The sequence below is a fragment of the Propioniciclava flava genome, assembly GCF_004126535.1.
Classification (GTDB): domain Bacteria; phylum Actinomycetota; class Actinomycetes; order Propionibacteriales; family Propionibacteriaceae; genus Propioniciclava; species Propioniciclava flava.
Genome location: NZ_PPCV01000001.1, coordinates 1 through 22346 on the forward strand (window position 1 = coordinate 1; position 22346 = coordinate 22346).

Below are 22346 nucleotides of genomic sequence, written 5' to 3' on the forward strand. Positions count from 1 at the left end.
GAGAGTGAACATGCGCCCCCAAGGCTGGTTGAATGGCCCGGGAAACGGTGGACCACGCCTCCCGAACCGGTACACGCTACCGACAGGGGTAGACCCAACCACGACAAACCAGCCCCCCAGCCCCAGCGGCGTACTTGAAGACGGAAGCCAGTCGCCCACTCCCTTAGTCCAGACGCCTGCTCGAGCACTCCTCTTTCGATGGTGTCGAGGAGAGGTGCAAGGGCCCGTCAGGATGGGGCCAGTCGAGGGATGTCCGGCGGGCATCCTTCCGGTTGTTCGAGCGGCGTCAAGGGCAGAGCGTCCTGTGGGTCGAGCCTCAGGTCGATGAAGATTGCCGAAACGCGAACCTGTAGAGGGAGACCTCCAGGGGTCGATTGCCAGAGGGCGCCAAGCCTCCTCCCATCATCGGGGTACGTGTGTCACCGATACGATTGCGGTTGACCTCAGCGTTCGAGCGATGGAGATCACCCGGGTGAGAGGGAGAAGATCGCTTCGGTGCCCTCGGGCTCCAAGGTAGCCGTTGGAGCCCTACCTGGGATCAGCTCGCGGAGGCGCATGGATTCTCGAGCTGGGGCAGTCCGAAGCCGGGACTGAGCGTACAAGGGGACTTTGTGGAGCAGTCTTTCTGGGGGCTCACCTCGAGGGCCTGTCTCGGTGGAGTGGATGGTGAGCAGGCACCGACGCGCGGCCGCTTAGCCTCGGTGGGCGATGCGCCCGTTCGGTACGCCTGCGGGTGGCGTCCCGACTCCCGGCAGCGCTCGTCTACCCCGCGAGGGCTGAACTGCAGGAACCACTGGGTTGGGATCTGTCGCCGTTCGCTGCACCTTCTTTGCCCGACAGGGGGAGATGACGGCAAACTAGGACGGTGAATGAAAAGAACGAGCGTCGGGGACCCTCTGAGCGTGGAGGTTCCGGCGGCGAACGACGGCCGAACCGTGAACAAGGGGCAGGCTCGCGCCGCCCCGGTAGTGACGGGGGACGGAGTCAAGGCGGCTGGCGCTCGTCCAAGGACGCACAGGGCGGTTCGCGGGTCGGACGCTTCGACGACTCCCGCTCGGCATCCGGCCAACGCGGAGGTGCAGGACCCTCCCGCGGTGAGAACAACGAACGTGGGCCTTGGCGCGGCGATCAGAATGATCGGCCTCGTCACGGAGGTGCCCGCCCGGCAGGTCGAGGCACGGGTCCGCGTCGCAACGATGATGCGCGCTCTGAGGGCCGGGGCTACAGGAGCGAGCAAGGCCGCGGGAGTGGTGACGGCTCGTGGCAGCGCCGCGACGGGCAGGAACGACGCCCCTACCGCGGTGAACGCGACGACGATCGACGCCCCCGCTACTCCTCGGCTCGCGACGGTGAGAGCCGCGGCTACCAACGCCGCGACGATGGCTTCCGTCGTGATGATCGTGGTGGTCAGGGGCGCAGTTTTGATGGGCGTCGTGATGATCGTGGTGGTCAGGGGCGCAGTTTTGATGGGCGTCGTGATGATCGTGGCGGTCGTGGTGGCGATGGGCGCAGCTTCCAGGGGCGTCGTGATGATCGCGGTGGCCGTGGTGGCGAAGGGCGCAGCTTCGACGGTCGGCGCGATGATCGACGTGACCGCGACGGTAACTGGGGCCGCAACCCCGACCGGAACTCGGACACGCGAGGCTCTTATGGCCGTGGCCGCAGCGAGGGCCCTGACGGGTTTGCGCGGCGTGGCGATGATGCGCGCGGTGACCGTCGTGGACAGCAGGGCGAATGGCGTCCAGGCCGCGACTCCCAGCGGGCAGGGCGAACCGATGACGCAAGCCGCCCCTACCGTGGCAACCGAGAAGGTGGCCGCGAGGGATATCGTCCCCGTCAAGACGCCGCCGGCGACACTCGACAGGGCCGAGGTTTCGGGGAGCGAAGCGACCGTGGGCCGCGACGCGATCAACGTGACTCCCGAGGTCCCGCGCGTCGGGATGACCGGCGGAGTTCCTCCCGCGACACGCAGGGAGGCGCTGCTCGCGGTCCCCGTGATCAACGGCGCGACGACGACCGGGAGCCGTATGTGCCGCGTCCGGGGCTGGCGCGCAAGCCCGACGAACCTGACACTCCTCAAGACATGGACCTCCGGGACCTGCCGCGAGGCGTCCGTGCTGAACTGCGGGGCCTCAGCCCTGAGATCGCGCAGATCGTCGGCGCGCACCTCCTCAAGGCGGGCGAACTCATCGACAGCGATCCTCAACTGGCCTATGCACACGCGGAAGCCGCTCGTCGACGCGCTGCGCGCCTCTCGGTGACGCGCGAAGCGACCGCCGAGGCCGCGTATGCGGCAGGGGAATATCAGGTTGCGTTGGCCGAGTTGCGCGCTTTGCGTCGCATGAACGGTGGCAACGAGTTCCTGGCCGTCATGGCCGACTGCGAGCGTGCCTTGGGGCATCCCGACAAGGCGCTCAAACTCATCAAGGAGGGACTCGCCGCGCAACCGGAGTTCCGCCAGCGCGTCGAACTCCGCCTCGTTGAGGCCGGGGCACGGCTGGACCTTGGGCAAGAAGCGGAAGCGCTACGCCTCCTGAAGCATGAAATCGAGGCCTCTGCAGGCAAGGGATCACGGGGAGCCCGCGCCACCTTGCGCTACGGCTATGCGGATCTGCTGGAGCACACCGGAGACGCGGACGGCGCCGAGCGCTGGTTCAGCGCCGCCGCAGCCCTGGACGAGGAAGGGATCACGGACGCCGCCGACCGCGTCTCCAAGCTCCAAGGACTGGTCCTGGACGTCGACGAAGAGGCGTTGCTGGGTGAGGACTCCGAGCCGTTGGGGATGGACGAGGAAGAACAGTCCTCCACGGACCCCGAGGGCGAGCCCGACGAGCTTGAGGAGGACATCCCCACGCGTGAGGTGGAGGCAGCTCTCGAGGACGCCGCCGATGTCCAAGCCCTGGCCGACGCCGACGATGAGGATCCTCTCGATCCTCAGGAGGCGAGCGACGGAGCCGAGGAAGAACACCACGCGTGAGCGCATTCATCGACGACTACGATGCCGTCTTCTTCGACCTTGACGGTGTGCTCTACCGCGGCCCGGGGGCCATCCCGGGCGCGGTAGAAGGGGTGGGGCGACTGCATGCGCGAGGGTTACGCACCATGTACGTCACCAACAACGCCGCGCGGAGCACCCAGACGGTCGCCGATCACCTGAGCCGGCTCGGCTTTGAAGCACAGGAGCCCGACGTGGTCTCCAGCGCGCAAGCGATGGGCGCCCTTCTCCAGGAGCGCCTCCCCAACGGCGCGAAGGTCATCGTCTTGGGGACACCCAACTTGGTCGACCAGGTTGAGGCGGCGGGGCTCGTGCCCGTCGACAGTTTCCGGGACGAACCGGTCGCTGTCGTCCAAGGCTACGACCCGGCGATGAGTTGGCCGCGGCTGGACCAAGGCGCCATCGCCCTGCAACGCGGAGCTCGCTGGTTCGTGACCAACACCGACTCGACGCGTCCCGAAGCCGATGGCATCGTGCCGGGAGCCGGAACGCAGGTCGACGCCGTGCGTGCCGCCGTCAGTGACGACCCGGAAGTTATCGTCGGTAAGCCCTACCGCCCCCTCATGGACGCCGCCCTGGCTCGCAGCGGCGCCCAACGCCCCGTGTTCGTCGGTGACCGTATCGACACCGACATCATGGGGGCTCACGCGGCGGGGCTCGACTCCTTCATGGTGCTCACCGGTGCCAGCGGCGTCGGTGATCTCTTGAGCGCCCCCGTTCACGGGCGACCGACAGCAATCGGCTGGAACGTGATGTCACTGTTCCACCCGGCCCGCGTCGCGACCGTAGAGGAGGGCGTCACCCGATGCGGGAACGCCCACGTTCGCACCGACGACGGTGGCTGCACCGTGGTGGAGGGACCCACCGATAGCGTCGAAGAGCAACTCGATGCGCTTTGGGCGTTGGCCGTTCATCAATGGAACGGTGGGGGAGAGGTGGGCCCCGAGGTGAGGAGGAGGTTCACACTCCTTCCTGCGTGACGGCGATCCCGGACGTCAGGCTCGCTCTGGGAACCGCCGACTGGACACGTCGCCCTGCCGTACAGTGACGGTGACCGTACCGCCGAATCAGGAGTACTCGACATGACCCACCGCAAGCCGTCGACGCTGACCGACCTGGCCCTCGTGGCCGTCTTCGCCGGCCTTATCGCTGCGTTCTCCCTGGCTCCGGCCATTCCCGTCGGGGCGTTGATGGTCCCCATCACCTTGCAGACGTTGGCGGTGGCACTGACCGCCATGATCTTGGGGCCCTGGCGTGGCTTCGCGGCCACCTGCCTCTACCTCCTCCTCGGTTTCGTTGGCCTGCCCGTGTTCGCAGGCGGGGCTGCGGGGATCGGTGTCCTCGTCCGCCCCTCGGCCGGGTACCTGCTCGCCTTCCCCATCGCGGCGCTGGTGATCGGATTCCTGGCTCGGCGGTTCGTGCTGCGCTTTGGCACCGCGGGTCGGCGCTGGGGCCTGTTCGTTGTGGCGGGCTTGGCAGGATCCATCCTCGTCATCCATCCGCTCGGGATCCTGGGCATGAGCATCAACGGCGCCATGCCACTCCAAGCCGCAGCGGTGCTCGATTTGGCCTACTGGCCCGGCGACGTTATCAAGACCGTGATTGCTGCGCTCGTTGCCGTCGCTGTCCATCGCGCCTTCCCTGACTTGTTCGCTCCGGTTGCACCGGTTGTCGACAGCGAGCGCACCTCCGCGCACATCGGATGATTCGTTTGGTGGACGTCCGCGTCGACGTCCCGGTGCCTGCCCCCACTGGGGGACGGTGGACGAGCAAGACACTGCTGCAGGACGTCACGTGCGAACTCCCCGAGCGCCGCATTGCGTTCATCGGCGCGAACGGTTCGGGCAAGTCGACACTCCTGCGGCTCCTTAATGGGCTCATGCCCGTCACCGGCGGACGGGTCGAGGTGGACGGCCTGGATCCAGCCACCAACGGCAAGGCGGTGAGGGCCCACGTGGGCTTCGTGTTCACCGACCCGCTGAGCCAACTGCTCATGCCCACACCCATCGAGGACGTCGAGCTCTCACTTCGACGCGTTGTCCCCCAACGCGAGCAACGACGCGCCCGCGCGCTGGAACTGCTCGCCGAGCGTGGCCTCGACAGGGTCGCCGAGCAGAGCATTTACGACCTGTCGGGGGGCGAACGGCAGTTGGTCGCGTTGACGGCTGTTCTCGCGGTGAACCCGGGAATCCTCGTCGCCGATGAACCCACCACCCTGCTCGACTTGGGCAACCGCCTGCGGTTGCGGGCACTCCTCGACGCCCTGCCGCAGCAGGTTGTCGTATCAACCCACGACCTCGACCTAGCCGCGAGCGCTGACCGAGTCTTGGTGGTAGCGGGCGGCAGAATCGTGGCCGATGGCAGCCCACAAGAATCCATCGTCTTTTACGAGGCCAGCCAGCGATGAACGCGACGCGCGCTCTCCTAGGCGAGTACGTGCCTGGGACCACATTCTGGCACCGTCTGGGGATGGGGCCGAAGTACCTCTGGTTCGCGCTGCTCCTGCTTCCTGCGCTGATCGTGCGCGACCCCGCACTCGTCGTGGCGCTGGTCGTCGTGGCAGCTATCCCTTTGTTGAGGCTAGGCGTGCCTGTCCGGTTGTCGATCGGCGTCCCCTGGACGCTGGCCGTGCTACTGGTGGTGCTAGCGGGGTATCACGGCTTCACCGGTTCGCTGGCGACGGGGATCACGGTCGTCGGAACCACGCTGGTGGCGCTCTACGCCAGCCGTCTCATCCTGTTCACTACCCCTTTGCCCACCCTGGTCGACGCGTTGGTGTCTGCTGCGCGTCCCTTCACGCGGCTGGGGGCTCGCCCCGAACGATTCGGCCTGGCTGTTGCCATCCTCATTCGTTCCGTGCCCTACGTGGCGGGGGCCTTCGGCGACGTGCGTGCGGCGTCACGAGCGCGAGGATTGGACCGCAATCTGACCACGGCACTCACTCCCGTCGTGGTGTCTGCCGTGGCCTACGCCCGCCGAACTGGGGATGCCTTGACGGCGCGCGGCCTGGGTGACGACTAGGCTGCTGGCGTGGAGCCTGCACACCTGGACGCGGACAACGCACCCGACATGAACACGCACGGACCAGGGGACGACGGCGGGCCCGAAGCCGAGGAACAGGTCATCCCTCCGCACACCGGCAACCGCGAGATCGACGAGGCTCTCCAGCGCCTTCAGCTTGGTCAAGACGTCCACACCCACCACGACGCGCTCGCCGCGGCCATCGACGCAGTACAACGCGCCCTCAACCCTGGCGAGGCCGGACCTCGCCCCACCCCATGAGGATCGACGCCGCACTGGTCGCCCGGGGGCTGGCGCGTTCCCGCGGGCAGGCCCGCGACGTCATCCTCGCCGGGCTTGTCCGGGTGAACGGTGACGTCGTTCGCAAGGCGTCCTTCCCCGTGCGGGAGACCGACCGCCTGGAGGCGCATCAGGATCCATGGGTGAGCCGGGCCGCACACAAGCTGGTGGGCGCGCTGGACGCTACCGGGCTCAGCGTGGCTGGAGCCACCGCTGTGGATGCGGGAGCCTCGACGGGAGGCTTCACCCAGGTGCTCCTTGCCAAGGGGGCCCAGCACGTGCACGCCGTGGACGTCGGGCATGGCCAGCTTTCCCCTCTCATCCGCGACGATGAGCGCGTCACCAACCACGAGGGGCTGAACCTGCGTTCCCTGACCCTGAACGATGTGGGCGGCGTCCCGGTGGACATTGTCGTAGCCGATGTGTCGTTCATTTCGCTGCGGCTGCTCGTGGGGCCGCTGCGCGCCGTGGCGCGTCAGGGCGGCGACGCGCTCCTGATGGTCAAGCCACAGTTCGAAGTCGGACGTGGGGGGCTGGACTCGCGCGGCGTGGTCGCCGACGAACGCCGTGCCCGCGAGACCGTCGACGCCGTGGCGCAAGCGGCCGAGGCGGCGGGCTGGCGCGAACGGTGGCGCGGAGAGAGTCCCCTGCCCGGCGAGCACGGCAATCACGAGTTCTTCCTGCACCTGGTCGCTGGCCCTCTCGGCGGGGCGCGTTAGGCTGGCGCGGTGAGTCCACGACACATCGCCCTGGGCGTGCATGACCAGCGTCCCGAGGCCGTCGATGCTGCCTGCGATTTCATCGAGCGGCTCCGACCTCACGGTTTCGTGTGCTGGGTGAAGTCGTCCACCTACCCACTGCTGTCGGATCGCATCGGTGATGCGGACGTGCGTCCTTTCCAGGATCGCCCCGATCAGGAACCCGAGTTGGTGGTCGTGTTCGGTGGCGATGGGACGATCCTGCGAGCCGCCGAGTGGGCTGTGCCGCTCGGCTACCCGGTCTTGGGTGTCAACCTGGGGCATGTGGGGTTCCTGGCAGAACTCGAACCTAGCCAAGCGCACTCCCTGGTGGGGCGCGTCGTGAATCGGGACTACCGCGTGGAGGAGCGACTCTGCCTCGAGGTCACGTTGCGCTCCAGCCGCGACGGGGATGTCATCTGGTCGAGCTTTGCCATCAACGAAGTGTCGCTGGAGAAAGCCGCCCGCGAGCGCATGATCGAAGTCGTCGTCGACATTGACGGACACCCGCTCTCGCGCTGGGGCACCGACGGCGTCTTGGTGTCCACCCCGACCGGCTCCACGGCCTACGCGTTCTCCGCGCAAGGCCCCGTCTTGTGGCCGGACCTGGAAGCGATCCTGGTCGTTCCTTTGCTGGCGCACGCATTGTTCGCTCGCCCGCTCGTCTTGAGCCCGCGGTCAGTCGTGGACATCACCATGTTGGAGAATCCGCCCACGGGGGGAGTGCTGTGGTGCGATGGACGCCGCAGCGTCTCCGTCGCCCCCTACAACCACGTGACGGTGCGCCGGAGCCCCCACACACTCAAACTGGCACGGACCTCCGAGCAGCCGTTCGTGCAACGCCTGGTGCGGAAATTCGATCTTCCCGTCTACGGCTGGCGCGGCGCGGCCGAGCGCGACCGAGGCACGAGTGGAGACGCGCGCTAATGCTCACTGAACTGCGGATCGCCGGGCTGGGTGTCATCGACGATGCGGCCATCGATCTTGGGCCGGGCTTCACGGCGGTGACCGGCGAAACGGGTGCGGGCAAGACGATGATCGTGACGGGGCTCGGACTGCTCACCGGTGAGAAGGCGGAAAGCCGGTTGATCCGGCACGGCGGATCGCGGGCTCTGGTCGAGGGTCGCCTCGGCGTCGATGACGACCTCGCGGGCAGGGTCGCCGAGCACGGTGGTGAGGTGGAAGAAGGCGAGGTGCTGATCTCGCGTGTCCTGACGCCGTCGCGATCCCGTGCGCTGGTCGGTGGCGCCCAGGTGACCGTTCCAGGCCTGCTGGATGTGGTGGGGGAACAGATCACCATCCACGGGCAAAGCGAGCAACTTCGCCTCGGCACGGCTGAGAGGCAACGAGAGGTGCTGGACGCCTTCGGCGGCCCCGAACTGGACGCCGACCTGGCGAAGTACCGGTCGTTGTGGGCGACCCATCGTGCGGACGCGGACGAGTTGGTCGGGCTGCGTGCCCAGGCCCAGGAACGCGCCCGCGAACTGGCCTTGTTGGAGTTTGGGCTCGCCGAGATCGCCAAGGTGGCTCCGCAGGTCGACGAGGACGTCACCTTGCAGGCTGAGGCGCGCTCGTTGCAAGCCGTGGATGACCTGCGGCAGGCCGCCCGGGCGGCGACCGTGGCGTTAGCCGGTGACGATGACGCGTTCGATGACCAGCCGACCGCGCTTGGCCTGGTCGCGGCCGCACGCAAGGCCCTGGAGGCCGCTGCCGAGGACGATCCGGCGGCAGCCAGCCTGGCGGGGCGCCTCGCGGAGGCGTCGTTTCTGTTGAGTGATGCGGCCACGGACGTGGCCTCCTACCTGGCAGGCCTGGAGGCCGACCCGGCCCGACTGGAGTGGATCGCCGGACGCCTGGCTGCGCTGCAAGGGTTGGGACGCAAGTACGGCTCAACCATGGCCGACGTGCTCGCGTGGGCCCGCGACGCGGCCACGACGGTGGACCGTCTCCAGGGATCCGATGAGCGGATCGCGGCTTTGGAGGATGCCGTTTCCCGGCAGCGCAGCGCATTGGAGGCCCTCGCCGCTTCGATCAGTGAAGGGCGTCGGCGCGCGGCGGGGGAGTTGGCTGAGCGCGTCGAGGCCGAATTGACGGCCCTGGCGATGCCTCACGCCCGGTTGTCGTTCGCGGTGGCGGCGCTGCCTGATCTGGGGCCGTACGGCGCCGACCAGGTGACGCTGCTGTTCGCTGCCAATCCCGGCTCCTCGCCAGCGCCGTTGGCGAAGGTGGCGTCGGGGGGTGAGTTGTCGCGCGTCCGGCTCGCACTGGAAGTGGTCTTGGCCGGTGCGACCACAGGACACACGTTCGTCTTCGACGAAGTGGACGCCGGAGTCGGGGGCACGGTTGCCTTGGAGATCGGCCGCAGGCTGAAGCGTTTGGCGGCCAGTAGCCAGGTGATCGTCGTCACCCACCTCGCCCAAGTAGCCGCCTTCGCTGACCGTCACTTTGTGGTGCATAAAGCCAACGACGGGCAGGTGACCACATCGGGTATCGCCGAGGTGAAGGAGGAGGCCCGCGTCGACGAGTTGGCGCGCATGATGGCAGGCGTGGACACGACCAAAGCCGCCCGCGAGCATGCGACCGAGTTGCTCGCCGAGGCACGGCGCTGAGATTTCACACACTGCGGGTGCGTCGGCTTGACACGCCCGGCACAATAAACTCAGACGCACGAATCCGGTGTAGGTGAGGCAGGGGAAGGCAGCACCCAAGCCGAAGGAGAGCGTCGTGACCACCACCCGCGGGATGTTGACCATCATGTCCGCACCGTCCCCGCTGTGCCCGCACGTTGAATGGGCCCTCGGCGGGGTTCTTGGCATGCCCATCTCCTTGGACTGGCGGCCTCAACCTGCCGAGCGCGGCAGCTATCGCAGCGAGTTCAGCTGGACGGGTGCCCCGGGGATGACGGCACGCATCGTCAGCGCCCTCAAGCGGTGGCCTCGCCTGCGTTTCGAGGCGTCCGACGCGGGCAGTGCGACCGCCGAGCCCGAGCGGTATTCCTACACGCCCACCCTGGGTGTGTTCCACGCGATGACGACCCTGAACGGGGACGTCGTCATCCGTGAGGATCAACTACGCGGCGCGATGCTGAGCGCACGTGGCGACGCCGAGGCCTTGCAGGAGGAACTTGAGGCGCTGCTGGGCTCAGCCTGGGACGAGGAACTCGATGTGTTCCGCCAGGCCGGCGAAGGGGAGTCGTTGCGCTGGTTGCACGAGGTCGGCTGAACCTCGACCACACTTATGCGAGAGGGCCCCGCGAGCACAGTGCTCGCGGGGCCCTCTCGCATAAGTGTGGTGCTGATCACGCAGTGACGTTCTCGTTCGTGACCGCGACGGCAACGTTGTGGCCGCCGAAGCCGAACGAGTTGTTCAATGCGGCCAGGTCCCCTTCGGGTAGCGGGCGCGGTTCATTCGCGGCGATGTCGAGATCCAACCCCTCTTCGGGATCGGACAAGTTGATCGTCGGCGGAACGACGCGATCGCGCAGCGCGAGCACGGTTGCCAGGGTCTCCAGCGCCCCGGCCGCACCCAGCAGGTGCCCGGTCATGGACTTCGTCGAGGTGACGACCACCTGATCGGTCGCAGCGCCCAAGGCGAGCCGGATGGAGTGCGCCTCGGTCACATCGCCTTGCGGCGTGGACGTCCCGTGCGCGTTGACGTGGCGGATGTCGGAGGCCGACAGCCCACTTTCACGCAGCGCCTTGATCATGGCCTGCGCTTGGCCGTGGCCTGAGGGTTCCGGCTGCACGATGTCGTGATTGTCGTCGGAGATCCCGGCACCGGCCAAAGTTCCATAGATCTTCGCGCCACGAGCCCGAGCGTGCTCGAGGGACTCCAGGACCAGCACGGCCGACCCTTCACTCAGCACAAATCCATCGCGGCCCTTGTCCCACGGACGCGAGGCGCCCGCAGGATCGTCGTTGCGCTTGGACAAGGCCTGCATCTGCGCGAACGCGCCGATCGGCAAGGGATGGATGGTGGCTTCCGTCCCGCCCGCGACGATGATGTCAGCGCGTCCCAGGCGGATCTGGTCCACCGCGAGGGACAGGGCCTCGTTCGACGACGCACACGCCGACACCGGAGCGTGCACGGCTGCCGCAGCGTTCACCAGCAGGCCGACGTTCGCCGCCGAGGCGTTCGCCATGAGCATGGGGATGGTGAAGGGGCTGACGCGGCGTGGCCCCTTGTCTTTGTAGACGTCCCAGTTACCCAAGAGGGTGTGGAGCCCGCCGATCCCGGTGCCCAGGCACACCGCCAACCGCTCCGGATCGATCGTGTTCGCCTCGCCCAAGCCCAGTCCGGCGTCCAACCAGGCCTCCTGAGCGGCGATCAGCGCGAGTTGGGTGTTGCGATCCAACCGGCGTGCTTGGACGCGGTCGATCTTCTCGCTGGGATCTTGTGAGACGTGCCCGGCGATACGGACCGAGAGATCCTCGGCCCACGGTTCGGTGAGGGCACGGACCCCCGACTGGCTGGCCAGCATGGCGGACCACGTGGATGCCACATCGCCGCCCAACGGCGTGGTGGCCCCTAGGCCGGTGATGACGATCTGTTTCATCGTTTCGGTTCCTTATTGCTGGAGGCTGAGCTACCCGGACGTGGGGCGTCCGAGGAAAAAGGGTGCCCGGAACCACCGGGCACCCGCGACGATGTCAGCTGTGCTGCTCGACGTAGGCGACGGCGTCGCCGACGGTCTTGAGGTTCTTGCTCTCCTCGTCGGGAATGGTGACGCCGAACTTGTCCTCGCAGCCGACGATGATCTCCACCATCGCGAGGCTGTCCACGTCGAGGTCATCGACGAAAGACTTGTCGAGCTGAACATCCTCGACCGGGACGCCAGCGACCTCGTTGACGAGTTCGGCGAGCTGCGAGCGGATCTCTTCAGTGGTGGCCATGGGGCTTCTCCTTGTGTTGTTGATGTGCAGGACTTGCACCGGCCGGGTCGGCCGGACGTGAAGGGTGATTCAGGGGATCGTGATGACCTGGCCGGCGTACACCAGTCCGGCCCCGAACCCGATGATGAGGCAGGTGTCGCCGCTCTTGGCTTCGCCGCTGGCGATCATCGCGTCGAGGGCGACGCCGATGGAGGCGGCGGAGTTGTTGCCGTAGTGCTTGATGGTACGCGCGACCTTGACGCTGTCGGGGAGCTTCAGGTGTCTCAGCATGGCGTCGGTGATGCGGTTGTTGGCCTGGTGAGGGACGAACACGTCCAGATCTTCGGGTGCCAGGCCTGCGGCGGCCAGCGCGCGGTGCGCCGCCTCCGCGATGAAGGTGGTAGCCCAGCGGAACACGGGGCGGCCATCCATCATGATCTGGGATGGCTGGCCGGACGCCACCGCTTCGGGCCAGGTTCGGTTCATCTCGATCACGGTGGCCTGGTCGCCGTCAGATCCCCACACGATGGGGCCCATGGTGGCGACGTCGGAGGGGCCAACGACAGCGGCGCCAGCACCGTCGGCGAACAGGAATGCCGTGGAGCGATCCGACAAGTCGGTCATCTCCGACAGGGTCTCGGCGCCGATAGCGAGGACATGCGTGGCAGCGCCGGAGCGCACCAACGACTCCGCCATGCCGATGCCATAGCAGAACCCGGCACACGCTGCGGAGATGTCGAACGCGGCCGCATCCTGGCAACCCAACTCGGCAGCCACGATGGCGGCCAAAGAAGGCGTCTGAACGAGGTGACTGACGGTGGAGATGATCACCGCGTCAACGTCAGCGGGGGTGAGGCCGGCGCGTTCGATGGCCTGGCGTGCCGCGGCGAGCGACAAGGTCCGCACGTCCTCGCCCGGACCGACCCAGCGACGCTCGATGATGCCGGTGCGCTGCTGGATCCACTCGTCGGAGGAATCGATGTAGGTGCACATCTCGGCGTTATCGACGACGCGGCTCGGGACTGCGGCGCCCAACCCCTCGATGCGGGCGTACGGCGACCCCTTGCTGGCAGTGATGGGCACGTTCTTAGGCCTCCTGGCTGGATGTCGATGCATGCTCGGCCACAAAGGCGCGGGCGTCATCGAGTTGATCGGGTGTGTTGAGGTTGAACAGCGCAACGCCGGGGAGGTTGCGCTTGGCGATGCCCGTGAGGGTGCCCGCCGGGGGGAGTTCGAGGATGCCGGTGACACCCAGGTCAGCCATGGCCGCCATGCACAGATCCCAGCGCACGGGCGAGGTGACCTGGCTGACCAGGCGGCTGAGGTATTCGGCGCCGTGGGCGATGGCGGTTCCGTCGGCATTGCTGAGCAGCGTCACGGCCGGGTCGGAGGCTGTGAGGGTGGCGGCCGCAGCGGCGAGTCGTACCCGTCCGGGCTCCATGTGCGCAGTGTGGAAGGCCCCGGCGACCGACAAGGGAACGACACGGCTGCCCGCAGGCGGGTTCGCCTTGAGTTCAGCAATCTGCTCCGCAGTGCCCGCCGCGACGATCTGACCGGTGCCGTTGTGGTTGGCCGCGGTCGCGCCCAGTGCCTCGATCGCGGCGACTACCGCCTCGGCGTCACCGCGCAGGACGGCGGCCATCGTCGTGGGGCGCAGCGCCGACGCCTCGGCCATGCCCAAGGCCCGTTCACGGACGAGCGCCAAGGCGTCGAGCGGAGACAACACTCCGACGCCAGCGGCCGCGGTGAACTCACCCACGCTGTGTCCGGCGGCAATGTCGGCGCCGCGGAAGGGAACCTGCGCGTCCCCGGTCAGCGCCTCCGCCGCCAGGAGGCCCGCCGCGACCAGCAACGGTTGGGCGATGGCGGTGTCCCGGATGGTCTCAGCGTCGGCCTGCGTCCCGTAGAACGCCAGGTCGATACCAGCGGCCTGAGAGAAGCCGTCCAGGGTGTCGGTGGCGGGGCCGGTGAGCCAGGGGGCGAGGAATCCGGGGGTTTGGGCGCCCTGTCCGGGCGCGACGATCGCAAGCACGAGGACTATCCTCCCGGGCCCAGTGGTCTCTCCATGACGAGAGACGCACAGTCTTTCTGGATGGGCTTTGTGGGAATCCTCTAGTCAGCCTACGGCTCGGTCAGGAGACGGCCGAGTGTCCCTGCCAGCCGAAGGACGTATCCACCGCGTGGATCGGAGGGGGCGTAGCCCGTCAGATCCTCCACTCGGCCCAAGCGATAGCGCACCGTGTTGGCGTGGATGAACAACCGGCGGGCCGTTGCCTCGATGGAGGTGCCCGTCGCCCAATACGCATCGAGCGTGCGCATGAGGTCGCCCGTGTGCTGGGCCAGTGGCAGGTAGATGTCGTGGGCCAACTCCCGACGAGCATGACCATCGCCTGCCAAGGCGCGCTCGGGGAGCAGCGCCCGGGCCGACACGGGGCGCGGCGCATCCACCCACGCCGACGCTGCCCGCCGCCCCGAGGTCGCGGCGCGGGCACTCACCACGGCCTCGACCAGATCAGGAACGACCGTCCCCACCACGACGGGACCGGCCCCGAAGTAGGACGTCAGCCCCGACGCGTGAGCCAAGGCCTCCTCCTCCGTGGTGAAGTCACCGCCCAAAAGAACGACCAGGCGAGGACCCTGTCCGGCCGCCAGAATATCCAGACCTCGGCGGGCCGCGGCACCGCGCAAATCTCGCAGGGACGCGTCCCGGGCGGGAAGGTCGCCGAGGACGACGGCCAGGCCCCTGGGCGAATGCCAGCCCAACGTCGAAGCCCGCGAGACGACCGACTCGTCGGCATCACCCCGCACGACCGCGTCCATAACGAGCGCTTCGAGCCGCGCATCCCACGCGCCACGCGTCTCGGCGGCCCGGGCGTACACCTCGGCGGCGTCGAAGGCGATCTCACGGCTGTAGTGCAGGACCGCCATGGTGAGCGTGGGGCGATCCGAGCGGGGGAGTTGAGAGGAGATCTGCTCCTCGACCGTCTCGACTGTGGTGCGAATGAGGTCGACCGTCTGCTGCAACGTGAGCTGCCGCATCAGCGATCGCGGCGCGGAAGCGAAAATGTTGGGCTGCTCGACACTGCCAGCGCCACCCCGGAACCAGTCCAAGAAACCATCGACGCCAGCACGAACGACCAGCGTCACCGACGCCCGATTGTTGGCGTCCAGTTCACTGAACCAGGGGTAACGGTCGGTGATCTGGGTCAAGGCAGCCGTCGTCATGGACGCCGCCGCGGCGGCGAGCCGCTTCGACATGGCGGCACGCGTCCGGCCGGTCGGCATCCACTCCCGCACCTGATCGCGCATGCGCCCTCCTTCAAGGCCAGAACACTACCCGCGCGGCGACCCGCGTGCGGCCATGGAACGATGGCGCGCTGGACAGGCGTGATCCGCAACTCGACCTTCGGGAGATCGCGCGCCTGCTGGAACGACAGGGCGGGCAGCGTGCCGACGGGCCACTCGCTCCCGTCAACGACGTCATCGCGTCGCTGCGCGGAGACCTCCACGTCCACAGCGACTGGTCTGATGGGGCCAGCTCGATCGTGGAGATGGCCGTCGAGGCGTCACGGCTGGGCAGGCGTTACCTCGCCATGACCGACGCGCAGCCCACGGCTGCGCGTCGCGCGAGGGCTGGATCGCACGCGCAGGCTCGCCCAGCTGGAACAGATCGCCGACCTCAACGCCGTGCTCACGGGAGTGACAGTGCTGGCGGGCGCCGAAGTGGACATCCTGGATGACGGCAGCCTCGACCACGATCCCGACACGTTAGGCCGACTCGACATCGTGGTGGCGAGCGTGCACAGCAAGCTGGCCATGCCACCGGACGCCATGACGGCACGGTTGGTGGGGGCCATCGCCCACCCCCGCACCGACATCCTCGGCCATGTCACGGGGCGGCTGATCGCCGGTGAGCGTGGCACCCGGCCGCCCAGCGCGTTCGACGCCGAGGTCGTCTTCGAAGCCTGTCGGCGTTTCGGCGTCGCGGTCGAAATCAACAGCCGCCCCGAACGCTGCGATCCACCCGACGATCTCCTGGCCCTGGCCCGAGACAGTGGCTGCCTGTTCAGCATCGACACCGATGCCCATGCTCCAGGGCAACTGGGGTTCAGCGAGTACGGCGCCGCCCGCGCAGCCGCCGCAGGCATCCCACCGGAGCGCATCCTGACGTGCTGGGAACTCCCGCGCTTACAGGCGTGGTGAGCGGAACCGTCTCGTCGTGAATCTCTCGGTTCGGAGAGATAGGGTGGCAACGAGTCCCGGCGGGGACCATTGACCCGCCGACGTCCGCTGTGAGAAAGGACACATCAGTGGCACCTCGCGACAACGCGGGCCCCATCCTCAACGGCCTGCCCACCAACCTGCCTGATATCGACGCGGAGGAAACAGCGGAGTGGCTGGATTCCCTCGACGGAATGATCGATGAGCAGGGCCGGAACCGGGCGCGTTACATCATGCTCAAGCTGCTCGAGCGCTCCCGCGAGCGGCACCTCGGCGTCCCCTCACTGACGGCCACCGATTACGTCAACACCATCCCGGCAGAGGCCGAGCCGTGGTATCCCGGCGACAAGGATCTCGAGCGTCAGTTCCGGCGCCTCCTGCGCTGGAACTCGGCGGTCATGGTGCACCGCGCTCAGCGTCCTGGCGTAGGCGTCGGCGGCCATATCTCCACGTTCGCGTCCTCGGCGACGCTCTACGAAGTGGGCATGAACCACTTCTTCCGCGGGAAGGATCACCCCGGTGGCGGGGACCAGGTGTTCTTCCAGGGGCACGCCAGCCCCGGCATGTACGCCCGTGCCTTCTTGGAGGGCCGCCTGCAAGAAGCCGACATGGACGGCTTCCGCCAGGAGAAGAGCCACATCGTCGACGGCAAGATCCGCGCGTTGCCCAGCTACCCGCACCCGCGTCAGATGCCGAACTTCTGGGAGTTCCCCACCGTGTCGATGGGCATCGGCCCCATCAACGCGATCTGGCAGGCCCAGTTCAACAAGTACCTGCACAATCGTGGCTTGAAGGACACCAGCCAGCAGCACGTGTGGGCGTTCCTGGGTGACGGCGAGATGGACGAGGTCGAAAGCCGCGGCGCTCTCCAGACCGCTGCCTACGAGGAACTGGACAACCTCACCTTCGTGATCAACTGCAACCTGCAGCGGCTCGATGGCCCGGTGCGCGGCAACGGCAAGATCATGCAGGAACTGGAGTCCTTCTTCCGTGGCGCCGGCTGGAATGTGATCAAGGTCGTGTGGGGTCACGGCTGGGATCCGCTGCTGGCCGCCGACAAGGACGGCGCGCTGGTCAACCTGATGAACAGCACGTCCGATGGTGACTACCAGACGTTCAAGGCCAACGACGGCGGCTACGTGCGCGACCACTTCTTCGGGCGCGATCCCCGCACTGCGAAGATGGTGGACGACTGGGACAACGACCGCATCTGGAACCTCACCCGAGGCGGGCACGACTACCAGAAGGTGTACGCGGCCTACGATGCGGCCACCAAGTTCACCGGCGCGCCGACCGTCATCTTGGCGCACACGATCAAGGGCTACTTCCTTGGTCAGCACTTCGCCGGACGCAATGCCACGCACCAGATGAAGAAGATGGCGCTGGACGATCTGAAGCAGTTCCGCGATCGCCTCGACATGCCCGTCACCGACGCGCAACTCGAGGAGAACCCCTACCTGCCGCCGTACATCCGGCCCGATGAGTCCGACCCGCGGGTCGCCTACGCTCTGGAGCGCCGTCGTGCCCTGGGCGGGCCCGTCCCGGAGCGCCGCAATAAGCCGCAGGCGCTCAAGCTGCCCGACGACAAGGCGTACGCCTCGGTCAAGAAGGGCTCGGGGCATCAGCAGATCGCCACGACGATGGCCTGGGTGCGGTTGCTGAAGGACCTGCTGCGTGACAAGGAGTTCGGCGCCCATGTCGTGCCGATCATCCCCGACGAGGCGCGCACGTTCGGCATGGACTCGCTGTTCCCGACGATCAAGATCTACAACCCGCACGGGCAGAACTACACCCCGGTGGATCACGACCTGATGCTGTCCTACCGCGAGGCCAAGGACGGTCAGATCATCCACACCGGCATCAACGAGGCCGGGTCGGTGGCGTCGTTCACCGCGGTTGGCTCCAGCTATGCCACGCACGGCATCCCGATGGTGCCTGTCTACATCTTCTATTCGATGTTCGGGTTCCAGCGCACCGCTGACGCCATCTGGGCGGCGTCCGACCAGTTGGTCCGGGGCTTCCTCATTGGCGCCACGGCGGGTCGCACCACGCTGACCGGCGAGGGCACCCAGCACATGGACGGGCACAGCCCCGTGCTGGCCGCCACCAACCCGGCTGTCGTGCAGTACGACCCGGCCTACGGCTACGAAATCGCCCACATCATGCAGGACGGCCTGCGACGCATGTACGGCGACAAGCCCGAAGACGTCATCTACTACCTGACCGTCTACAACGAGCCGATCATCCAGCCCAAGGAGCCCGACGATGTCGACGCCGAGGGCATCCTGCGCGGCATGCACCTGATCTCGAAGGGCAACGCGGAGGGGTTGGCCGCCGACGCCAAGCATGTGCAGTTGCTGGCCTCCGGCGTCGGGGTGGCGTTCGCGCTGGAAGCCCAGCAGTTGCTGCGCGACGACTGGGGTGTGATTGCGGACGTGTGGTCGGTCACCTCGTGGACCGAACTGCGACGCGACGCCATGGCCGTGGATTCGAGCCGCTTCCTGCACCCCGAGGTGGAGGTGGACGATCCGTGGATCGTCCAAAAGCTCGCCGACGCTCCCGGCCCGGTCATCGCGACCTCGGACTACATGCGTCAGGTCCAAGACCAGATCGCGCAGTGGGTGCCCGGCGACTTCGCGTCGCTGGGTGCCGATGGGTTCGGGTTCTCCGATACCCGCGCTGCGGCGCGTCGGTTCTTCCACATCGATGGCCCGTCCATGGTGGTCAAGGCGCTGCAGATGCTGGCCAAGAACGGCGAGATCGACCGCTCTTGGCCCGCTCAGGCAGCCGACAAGTACAAGCTGCTTGAGGTCACTGCGGGGGCGTCGGGCAACGCGGGCGGCGACGCCTAACCGGCGTCACTTCTCTACCCGACGCGCGCGGGGTGCCACCCTTTCGTGGCGCCCCGCGCGCGTCTTTGGGTGGATTCGCTCTACGATGGTGGGGTGATTCGCACCAAGGAAGGGGAATCCCCGGTGGGCAAGACGCCCGAGGCGCTGGGTGGCACGCCCGCAGTGACGGCCCTCGGGTTCGAACCGGGGCAGGTGGTCCAGGAACTCGGTTGGGACGAGGACGTCGATGAGACGCTGCGGGATTCGATCATGGAGGCGATCGACGCCGACATGATCGAGGATCCGCTCGAAGCAGTGGACTCGGTGGTGTTGTGGTGGCGCGAGGACGACGGAGACGTCGCCGACGGCTTGGTCGATGCGCTACGCGACTTGTCCCAAGAGGGGCACATCTGGTTGTTCACGCCGAAGATCGGCCACGACGGTCACGTCGACCCCACGGACATTGCCGAAGCGACGTTGGCGGCGGGGCTCGTACTCGCCAACCCCGCTACGGTGTCGAGCCAGTGGCAGGCACAACGCATCGTGCGCCCCAAGGGTGGCCGTCGCTGAGCGGTCCTCGCGCCGTGCCAGCCGGGGGAGCGGACAACCGAGTCCGACTCCTCAGGTAGGATCGTGCGCCGGGGCGCATAGCTCAGTTGGTTAGAGCACCTGCCTTACAAGCAGGGGGTCGGGGGTTCGAGTCCCTCTGCGCCCACCCAAAGTGTCTTACGGGAACACGCGACATCGGAAGATGTGGAGTGTTCCCGTTCGGCTTCTTTGTCTCCGGTGGTCTGGCTGACGATGGTCGCGAACGGTTCTGCGAGGCGCGGGCGTAACTGCTCGTCCTCGGTGATTTCCAACCGCGTGTAGAACGCGTGGTTCGCTAGCCTCCTGCTCCCGTCGTCCGAGTGAGCGTAGGCAAGGTGCGCGTCGGTAAGCAGCCGCAGGCTGTCGTGGAGGAACGCTCGGCCGCCGACGTGTTGCTCGTCGTGCTCACGCAAGCGCTGCTCGATGTCAGCAAGCCCGGCGCGGACTCGGTCTTGGTGCCGCTTGAGCGTGGGAAGGTCGATGGCGTCAGCGAAGTGCGCGGCGAGGAGCTTGTCACTCTCAGCTTCCAAGCGCACCCGGTTCGCGGTGAGGTCGGCGAACTCCTGATCGCGTCCCGCTCCGCGCTTGTCGAACAGGGCATCAACCTCGGAGGCGAGGTGGCGGTAGTCGGCTTCGCTGATCGTGATGCTCGCGTAGGAGTCCTCGACCAGCCGTTCCGCGACCTGCACGGGCACAGCCCGTCGGGTGCAGGTGGTCTTCTTCGATGCCCTGCCCGAGCAGACGAAGTAGGCGTAGGTCGTGCCTCTCGGGTTGGTCGCGAAGTCGAGCAGCATCCTCGACCCGCAGGTTCCGCAGTGCAGCAGGCCTTTCAGGTGGTGGGCATGCTGGACGTGCCGGGTTGCATGCGCGTTGCGCGCCTTCAACAGCGATTGCACCTGATCGAAGAGCACGGGCTCCACGATGGGCTCATGCGCGCCGGGATGCAGCGCGCCCTTGTAGCGGATCACTCCGGCGTAGTACGGGTTCGTCAGCACGCGGTAGAGGGCGTTCTTCCCCAGCGGCATGGATGGCCGCTTCGGCGACGGCACGGACAGAAGCCCGCGTGCGGTGAGGTCGCGCAATAGCGCAGTCACGGAGGTCTCGCCGGTGGCGTAACGCTCGAACGCCCACGCGATGAACGGCGCACGTTCGGTATCAACCTCGACGGTGCGTGCCTCGCGGCCCTGCTCGTCCGTTCGGCGAACGTTCAAGTAGCCGATGGGGGCGCGCCCTGGAGTGCCGCCCTGGGCGACTTTCTGCGTGAGCCCCTTGGTGACCTCGGTGGCGAGGTTGCGGCTGTAGAACTCGGCAATGCTCGACATGATGCCGTGGACGAGCATCCCGGAAGGGGTCTGGTCGATGGACTCGGTGGCGGAGACGAGCGTGACCCCGGCGCTGATGAGGGCTTGATGAATCTTCACGTCATCAGCCCGGTTGCGGGCGAGCCGGTCGAGCTTGTGGACAATGCAGAACTGCACCCGCGACGCGATGAGGAACGCCAGCATGTCCTGCAACCCATCACGATCCGCCGAGCGTGCGGACTCACCGGCGTCGATGAACTCCCGCACGATCCGCACCCCGAGTTCGTCGGCCTTCCTCGCGTTCGCCTCGCGTTGCGCGGGGATGGAGAAGCCTTCGTCGGTGCCGCCGCGCTCTGCCTGCTCCCGCGTGGACACGCGCAGGTAGGAGACGGCCAGCAGAACTGGTGCCTCCTCGGTGTGCTCGGACGCCGTGGCATCGAGGGCGGTGGTTCTCATGATGTCCTCCTCATCGGAGCTCGCTTTGCCGTTGCTATTGGATGCGGTGTGACGGTGGTGCAAATTTTGCGCCACCGTCGAGATGACCCGGCTGTTCTGCTCGGATGCTTTCGGGCGGGGGGAGCCCATAGGGGTCTGGCTTGCCGTCCCGCCAGGCACGGTGCCGCTCCTCGGCGATGTTCAGCACCCACTCGACCAGCTTGCTCAGATCAGGCGTGTTTTGCCTCGCCACCCGAAGCCGTAAGTGCTGATCTTCAGTCCTCATGCCATGTAGGTGCGCAACACTTCCCAGAACGTGAGTACCGGAGACAATTTCTGCCCTCCGCCGGGGCCCTGATCCAGATGACACACCTCTTGCAGGTCGAGGACCGTACTACTCCGTATGGAATTGTCTTGAGGTCAGACTACGCTTCTTCGCGGTCCGGGAACAGGTAGAACGCGATCTTCGGCAATCTGACCAGCCCGCGCCCGAGCGCAGCTGTGAACAGCTCCTCGGCGAGGTGCTCGAACTCGGGAGCGAGGAATCTGGCGGCCGCGTCAGCCACCTCAGGGCCTTCGGCAGGATCGTCGGCGCGGAGCATCACCACGATCACCGCGCGGATGTCGTCACACCAATCCTGGGTCGCCTGCGCGAGCGGTCTGATCGCCCCGGCAACCCCGTCCGCCATGAGCCGGATCAGCGCCTGACCTTCGCGACGGTCGAACAGACGGTCGAGCGCGGCGACGATGTGCTCACGCACAGCCTCGACCTCGGCACCACGAGGTGCGGGGGTGCCGTCGAGGAACGCGAGCGTACTCGCCCGCATGTGACTGATCGCATCCAATGCGAGGCCTTCCTTCCCCTTGCCGGGGAAGTGGTGGTACATGCTGCCCTGCCCGATGCCGGAGCGTTGCTGGATCATCACCGGGCTCGTCGCCTCGAACCCGCGTTCTGACAGCAGCTTGCATGTCGCGGCCACGAGCTTCTGCTTCGAGTCATACGCTGGACGCCCCCGGCCCCGCCGCTTCTCCACCACCCTCACCACGCTCCTCGCCGCCGAGCGGCG

21 protein-coding genes and 1 tRNA gene are annotated in these 22346 nt (G+C 67.2%); 15 read left to right on the forward strand and 7 right to left on the reverse strand.

Features of this window, described 5'->3' with window-relative positions; genetic code table 11:
* The first annotated feature begins 1094 nt into the window (after positions 1-1094).
* From C1706_RS13890 to C1706_RS00055, 11 genes are all read left to right on the forward strand, one after another.
* Entirely contained in the window at positions 1095-2261 is a 1167-nt protein-coding gene (locus C1706_RS13890; RefSeq protein WP_164987354.1) for a hypothetical protein, read from the forward strand.
* The gene (locus tag C1706_RS00010; protein WP_164987355.1) at positions 2258-2977 is read left to right on the forward strand and encodes a hypothetical protein; all 720 of its coding nucleotides are present in this window, start codon (positions 2258-2260) and stop codon (positions 2975-2977) included. Before C1706_RS13890 ends, C1706_RS00010 begins: the two co-directional genes overlap by 4 nt.
* Positions 2974-3975, forward strand: coding sequence for an HAD-IIA family hydrolase (locus C1706_RS00015; RefSeq protein WP_129457172.1), 1002 nt, complete (start codon positions 2974-2976; stop codon positions 3973-3975). The genes C1706_RS00010 and C1706_RS00015 overlap by 4 nt, the downstream gene beginning before the upstream one ends.
* Before the next feature lie 102 nt (positions 3976-4077).
* Complete coding sequence (locus C1706_RS00020) at positions 4078-4701, forward strand: biotin transporter BioY (RefSeq protein WP_129457173.1); 624 nt, start codon at positions 4078-4080, stop codon at positions 4699-4701.
* Positions 4702-4709: 8 nt separating this feature from the next.
* Positions 4710-5402, forward strand: a complete 693-nt coding sequence (locus C1706_RS00025) for an energy-coupling factor ABC transporter ATP-binding protein (RefSeq protein ID WP_241653346.1) — start codon at positions 4710-4712, stop codon at positions 5400-5402.
* Positions 5403-5464: 62 nt separating this feature from the next.
* On the forward strand, positions 5465-6016 hold the full coding sequence (locus C1706_RS00030; RefSeq protein WP_164987356.1) for a CbiQ family ECF transporter T component: 552 nt from the start codon (positions 5465-5467) through the stop codon (positions 6014-6016).
* Positions 6017-6025: 9 nt separating this feature from the next.
* A complete protein-coding gene (locus tag C1706_RS00035) occupies positions 6026-6277 on the forward strand; it encodes a hypothetical protein (protein WP_129457176.1) in 252 nt (83 codons plus the stop codon).
* Positions 6274-7014, forward strand: a complete 741-nt coding sequence (locus tag C1706_RS00040) for a TlyA family RNA methyltransferase (protein ID WP_129457177.1) — start codon at positions 6274-6276, stop codon at positions 7012-7014. Before C1706_RS00035 ends, C1706_RS00040 begins: the two co-directional genes overlap by 4 nt.
* Positions 7015-7023: 9 nt before the next feature.
* A complete protein-coding gene (locus C1706_RS00045) occupies positions 7024-7959 on the forward strand; it encodes an NAD kinase (protein WP_129457178.1) in 936 nt (311 codons plus the stop codon).
* Positions 7959-9641, forward strand: coding sequence for a DNA repair protein RecN (recN, locus tag C1706_RS00050; protein ID WP_129457179.1), 1683 nt, complete (start codon positions 7959-7961; stop codon positions 9639-9641). Before C1706_RS00045 ends, recN begins: the two co-directional genes overlap by 1 nt.
* A 115-nt stretch (positions 9642-9756) precedes the next feature.
* Positions 9757-10254: a DUF3145 domain-containing protein gene (locus tag C1706_RS00055; protein WP_164987357.1), complete on the forward strand. Its 498-nt coding sequence runs from the start codon at positions 9757-9759 to the stop codon at positions 10252-10254.
* A 76-nt stretch (positions 10255-10330) separates the two neighbouring features.
* Here C1706_RS00055 and fabF read toward each other — a convergent pair whose 3' ends face one another.
* The 5 genes from fabF to C1706_RS00080 all read right to left on the reverse strand — a co-directional run bounded on the left by fabF (position 10331) and on the right by C1706_RS00080 (position 15212).
* Positions 10331-11587: a beta-ketoacyl-ACP synthase II gene (fabF, locus tag C1706_RS00060; protein WP_129457180.1), complete on the reverse strand. Its 1257-nt coding sequence runs from the start codon at positions 11585-11587 to the stop codon at positions 10331-10333.
* 94 nt (positions 11588-11681) lie between these two features.
* Positions 11682-11924 carry an acyl carrier protein gene (locus C1706_RS00065; RefSeq protein ID WP_129457181.1) on the reverse strand — a complete coding sequence of 81 codons (243 nt, stop codon included), beginning with the start codon at positions 11922-11924 and terminating at the stop codon, positions 11682-11684.
* A gap of 69 nt (positions 11925-11993) precedes the next feature.
* Positions 11994-12986 (reverse strand): beta-ketoacyl-ACP synthase III, encoded by a 993-nt coding sequence (locus C1706_RS00070; protein WP_241653347.1) that lies wholly within the window; start codon positions 12984-12986, stop codon positions 11994-11996.
* Between the two features lie 4 nt (positions 12987-12990).
* Entirely contained in the window at positions 12991-13935 is a 945-nt protein-coding gene (locus tag C1706_RS00075; RefSeq protein WP_129457183.1) for an ACP S-malonyltransferase, read from the reverse strand.
* Between the two features lie 89 nt (positions 13936-14024).
* Positions 14025-15212: a PucR family transcriptional regulator gene (locus C1706_RS00080; RefSeq protein WP_241653348.1), complete on the reverse strand. Its 1188-nt coding sequence runs from the start codon at positions 15210-15212 to the stop codon at positions 14025-14027.
* Positions 15213-15563: 351 nt separating this feature from the next.
* Between C1706_RS00080 and C1706_RS00085 the strand changes: the two genes are divergently transcribed.
* The 4 genes from C1706_RS00085 to C1706_RS00100 all read left to right on the forward strand — a co-directional run bounded on the left by C1706_RS00085 (position 15564) and on the right by C1706_RS00100 (position 19670).
* Positions 15564-16106, forward strand: coding sequence for a PHP domain-containing protein (locus tag C1706_RS00085; RefSeq protein WP_241653383.1), 543 nt, complete (start codon positions 15564-15566; stop codon positions 16104-16106).
* Positions 16107-16213: 107 nt separating this feature from the next.
* Positions 16214-18976 carry a pyruvate dehydrogenase (acetyl-transferring), homodimeric type gene (gene aceE / locus C1706_RS00090; protein WP_129457184.1) on the forward strand — a complete coding sequence of 921 codons (2763 nt, stop codon included), beginning with the start codon at positions 16214-16216 and terminating at the stop codon, positions 18974-18976.
* A gap of 144 nt (positions 18977-19120) precedes the next feature.
* Complete coding sequence (locus C1706_RS00095) at positions 19121-19525, forward strand: DUF3052 domain-containing protein (RefSeq protein WP_431830675.1); 405 nt, start codon at positions 19121-19123, stop codon at positions 19523-19525.
* Positions 19526-19596: 71 nt separating this feature from the next.
* A tRNA-Val gene (locus tag C1706_RS00100) sits at positions 19597-19670 on the forward strand.
* Here C1706_RS00100 and C1706_RS14880 read toward each other — a convergent pair.
* Together C1706_RS14880 and C1706_RS00110 are read right to left on the reverse strand one after the other, a co-directional pair.
* Complete coding sequence (locus tag C1706_RS14880; protein ID WP_431830676.1) at positions 19630-21429, reverse strand: recombinase family protein; 1800 nt, start codon at positions 21427-21429, stop codon at positions 19630-19632. The genes C1706_RS00100 and C1706_RS14880 overlap by 41 nt on opposite strands.
* 275 nt (positions 21430-21704) lie before the next feature.
* Complete coding sequence (locus C1706_RS00110) at positions 21705-22259, reverse strand: TetR/AcrR family transcriptional regulator (RefSeq protein ID WP_206660909.1); 555 nt, start codon at positions 22257-22259, stop codon at positions 21705-21707.
* Positions 22260-22346 lie beyond the last annotated feature (87 nt).

Excerpts from the sequence above, each read along its gene's own strand:
- C1706_RS00020 (WP_129457173.1), top strand. The coding sequence starts at position 4,078 with ATGACCCACCGCAAGCCGTCGACGCTGACCGACCTGGCCCTCGTGGCC.
- C1706_RS00030 (WP_164987356.1), top strand. The coding sequence starts at position 5,465 with ATGGGGCCGAAGTACCTCTGGTTCGCGCTGCTCCTGCTTCCTGCGCTG.
- C1706_RS00040 (WP_129457177.1), top strand. The coding sequence starts at position 6,274 with ATGAGGATCGACGCCGCACTGGTCGCCCGGGGGCTGGCGCGTTCCCGC.
- recN (WP_129457179.1), top strand. The coding sequence starts at position 7,959 with ATGCTCACTGAACTGCGGATCGCCGGGCTGGGTGTCATCGACGATGCG.
- fabF (WP_129457180.1), bottom strand. The coding sequence starts at position 11,587 with ATGAAACAGATCGTCATCACCGGCCTAGGGGCCACCACGCCGTTGGGC.
- C1706_RS00065 (WP_129457181.1), bottom strand. The coding sequence starts at position 11,924 with ATGGCCACCACTGAAGAGATCCGCTCGCAGCTCGCCGAACTCGTCAAC.
- C1706_RS00080 (WP_241653348.1), bottom strand. The coding sequence starts at position 15,212 with ATGCGCGATCAGGTGCGGGAGTGGATGCCGACCGGCCGGACGCGTGCC.
- C1706_RS14880 (WP_431830676.1), bottom strand. The coding sequence starts at position 21,429 with ATGGGCTCCCCCCGCCCGAAAGCATCCGAGCAGAACAGCCGGGTCATC.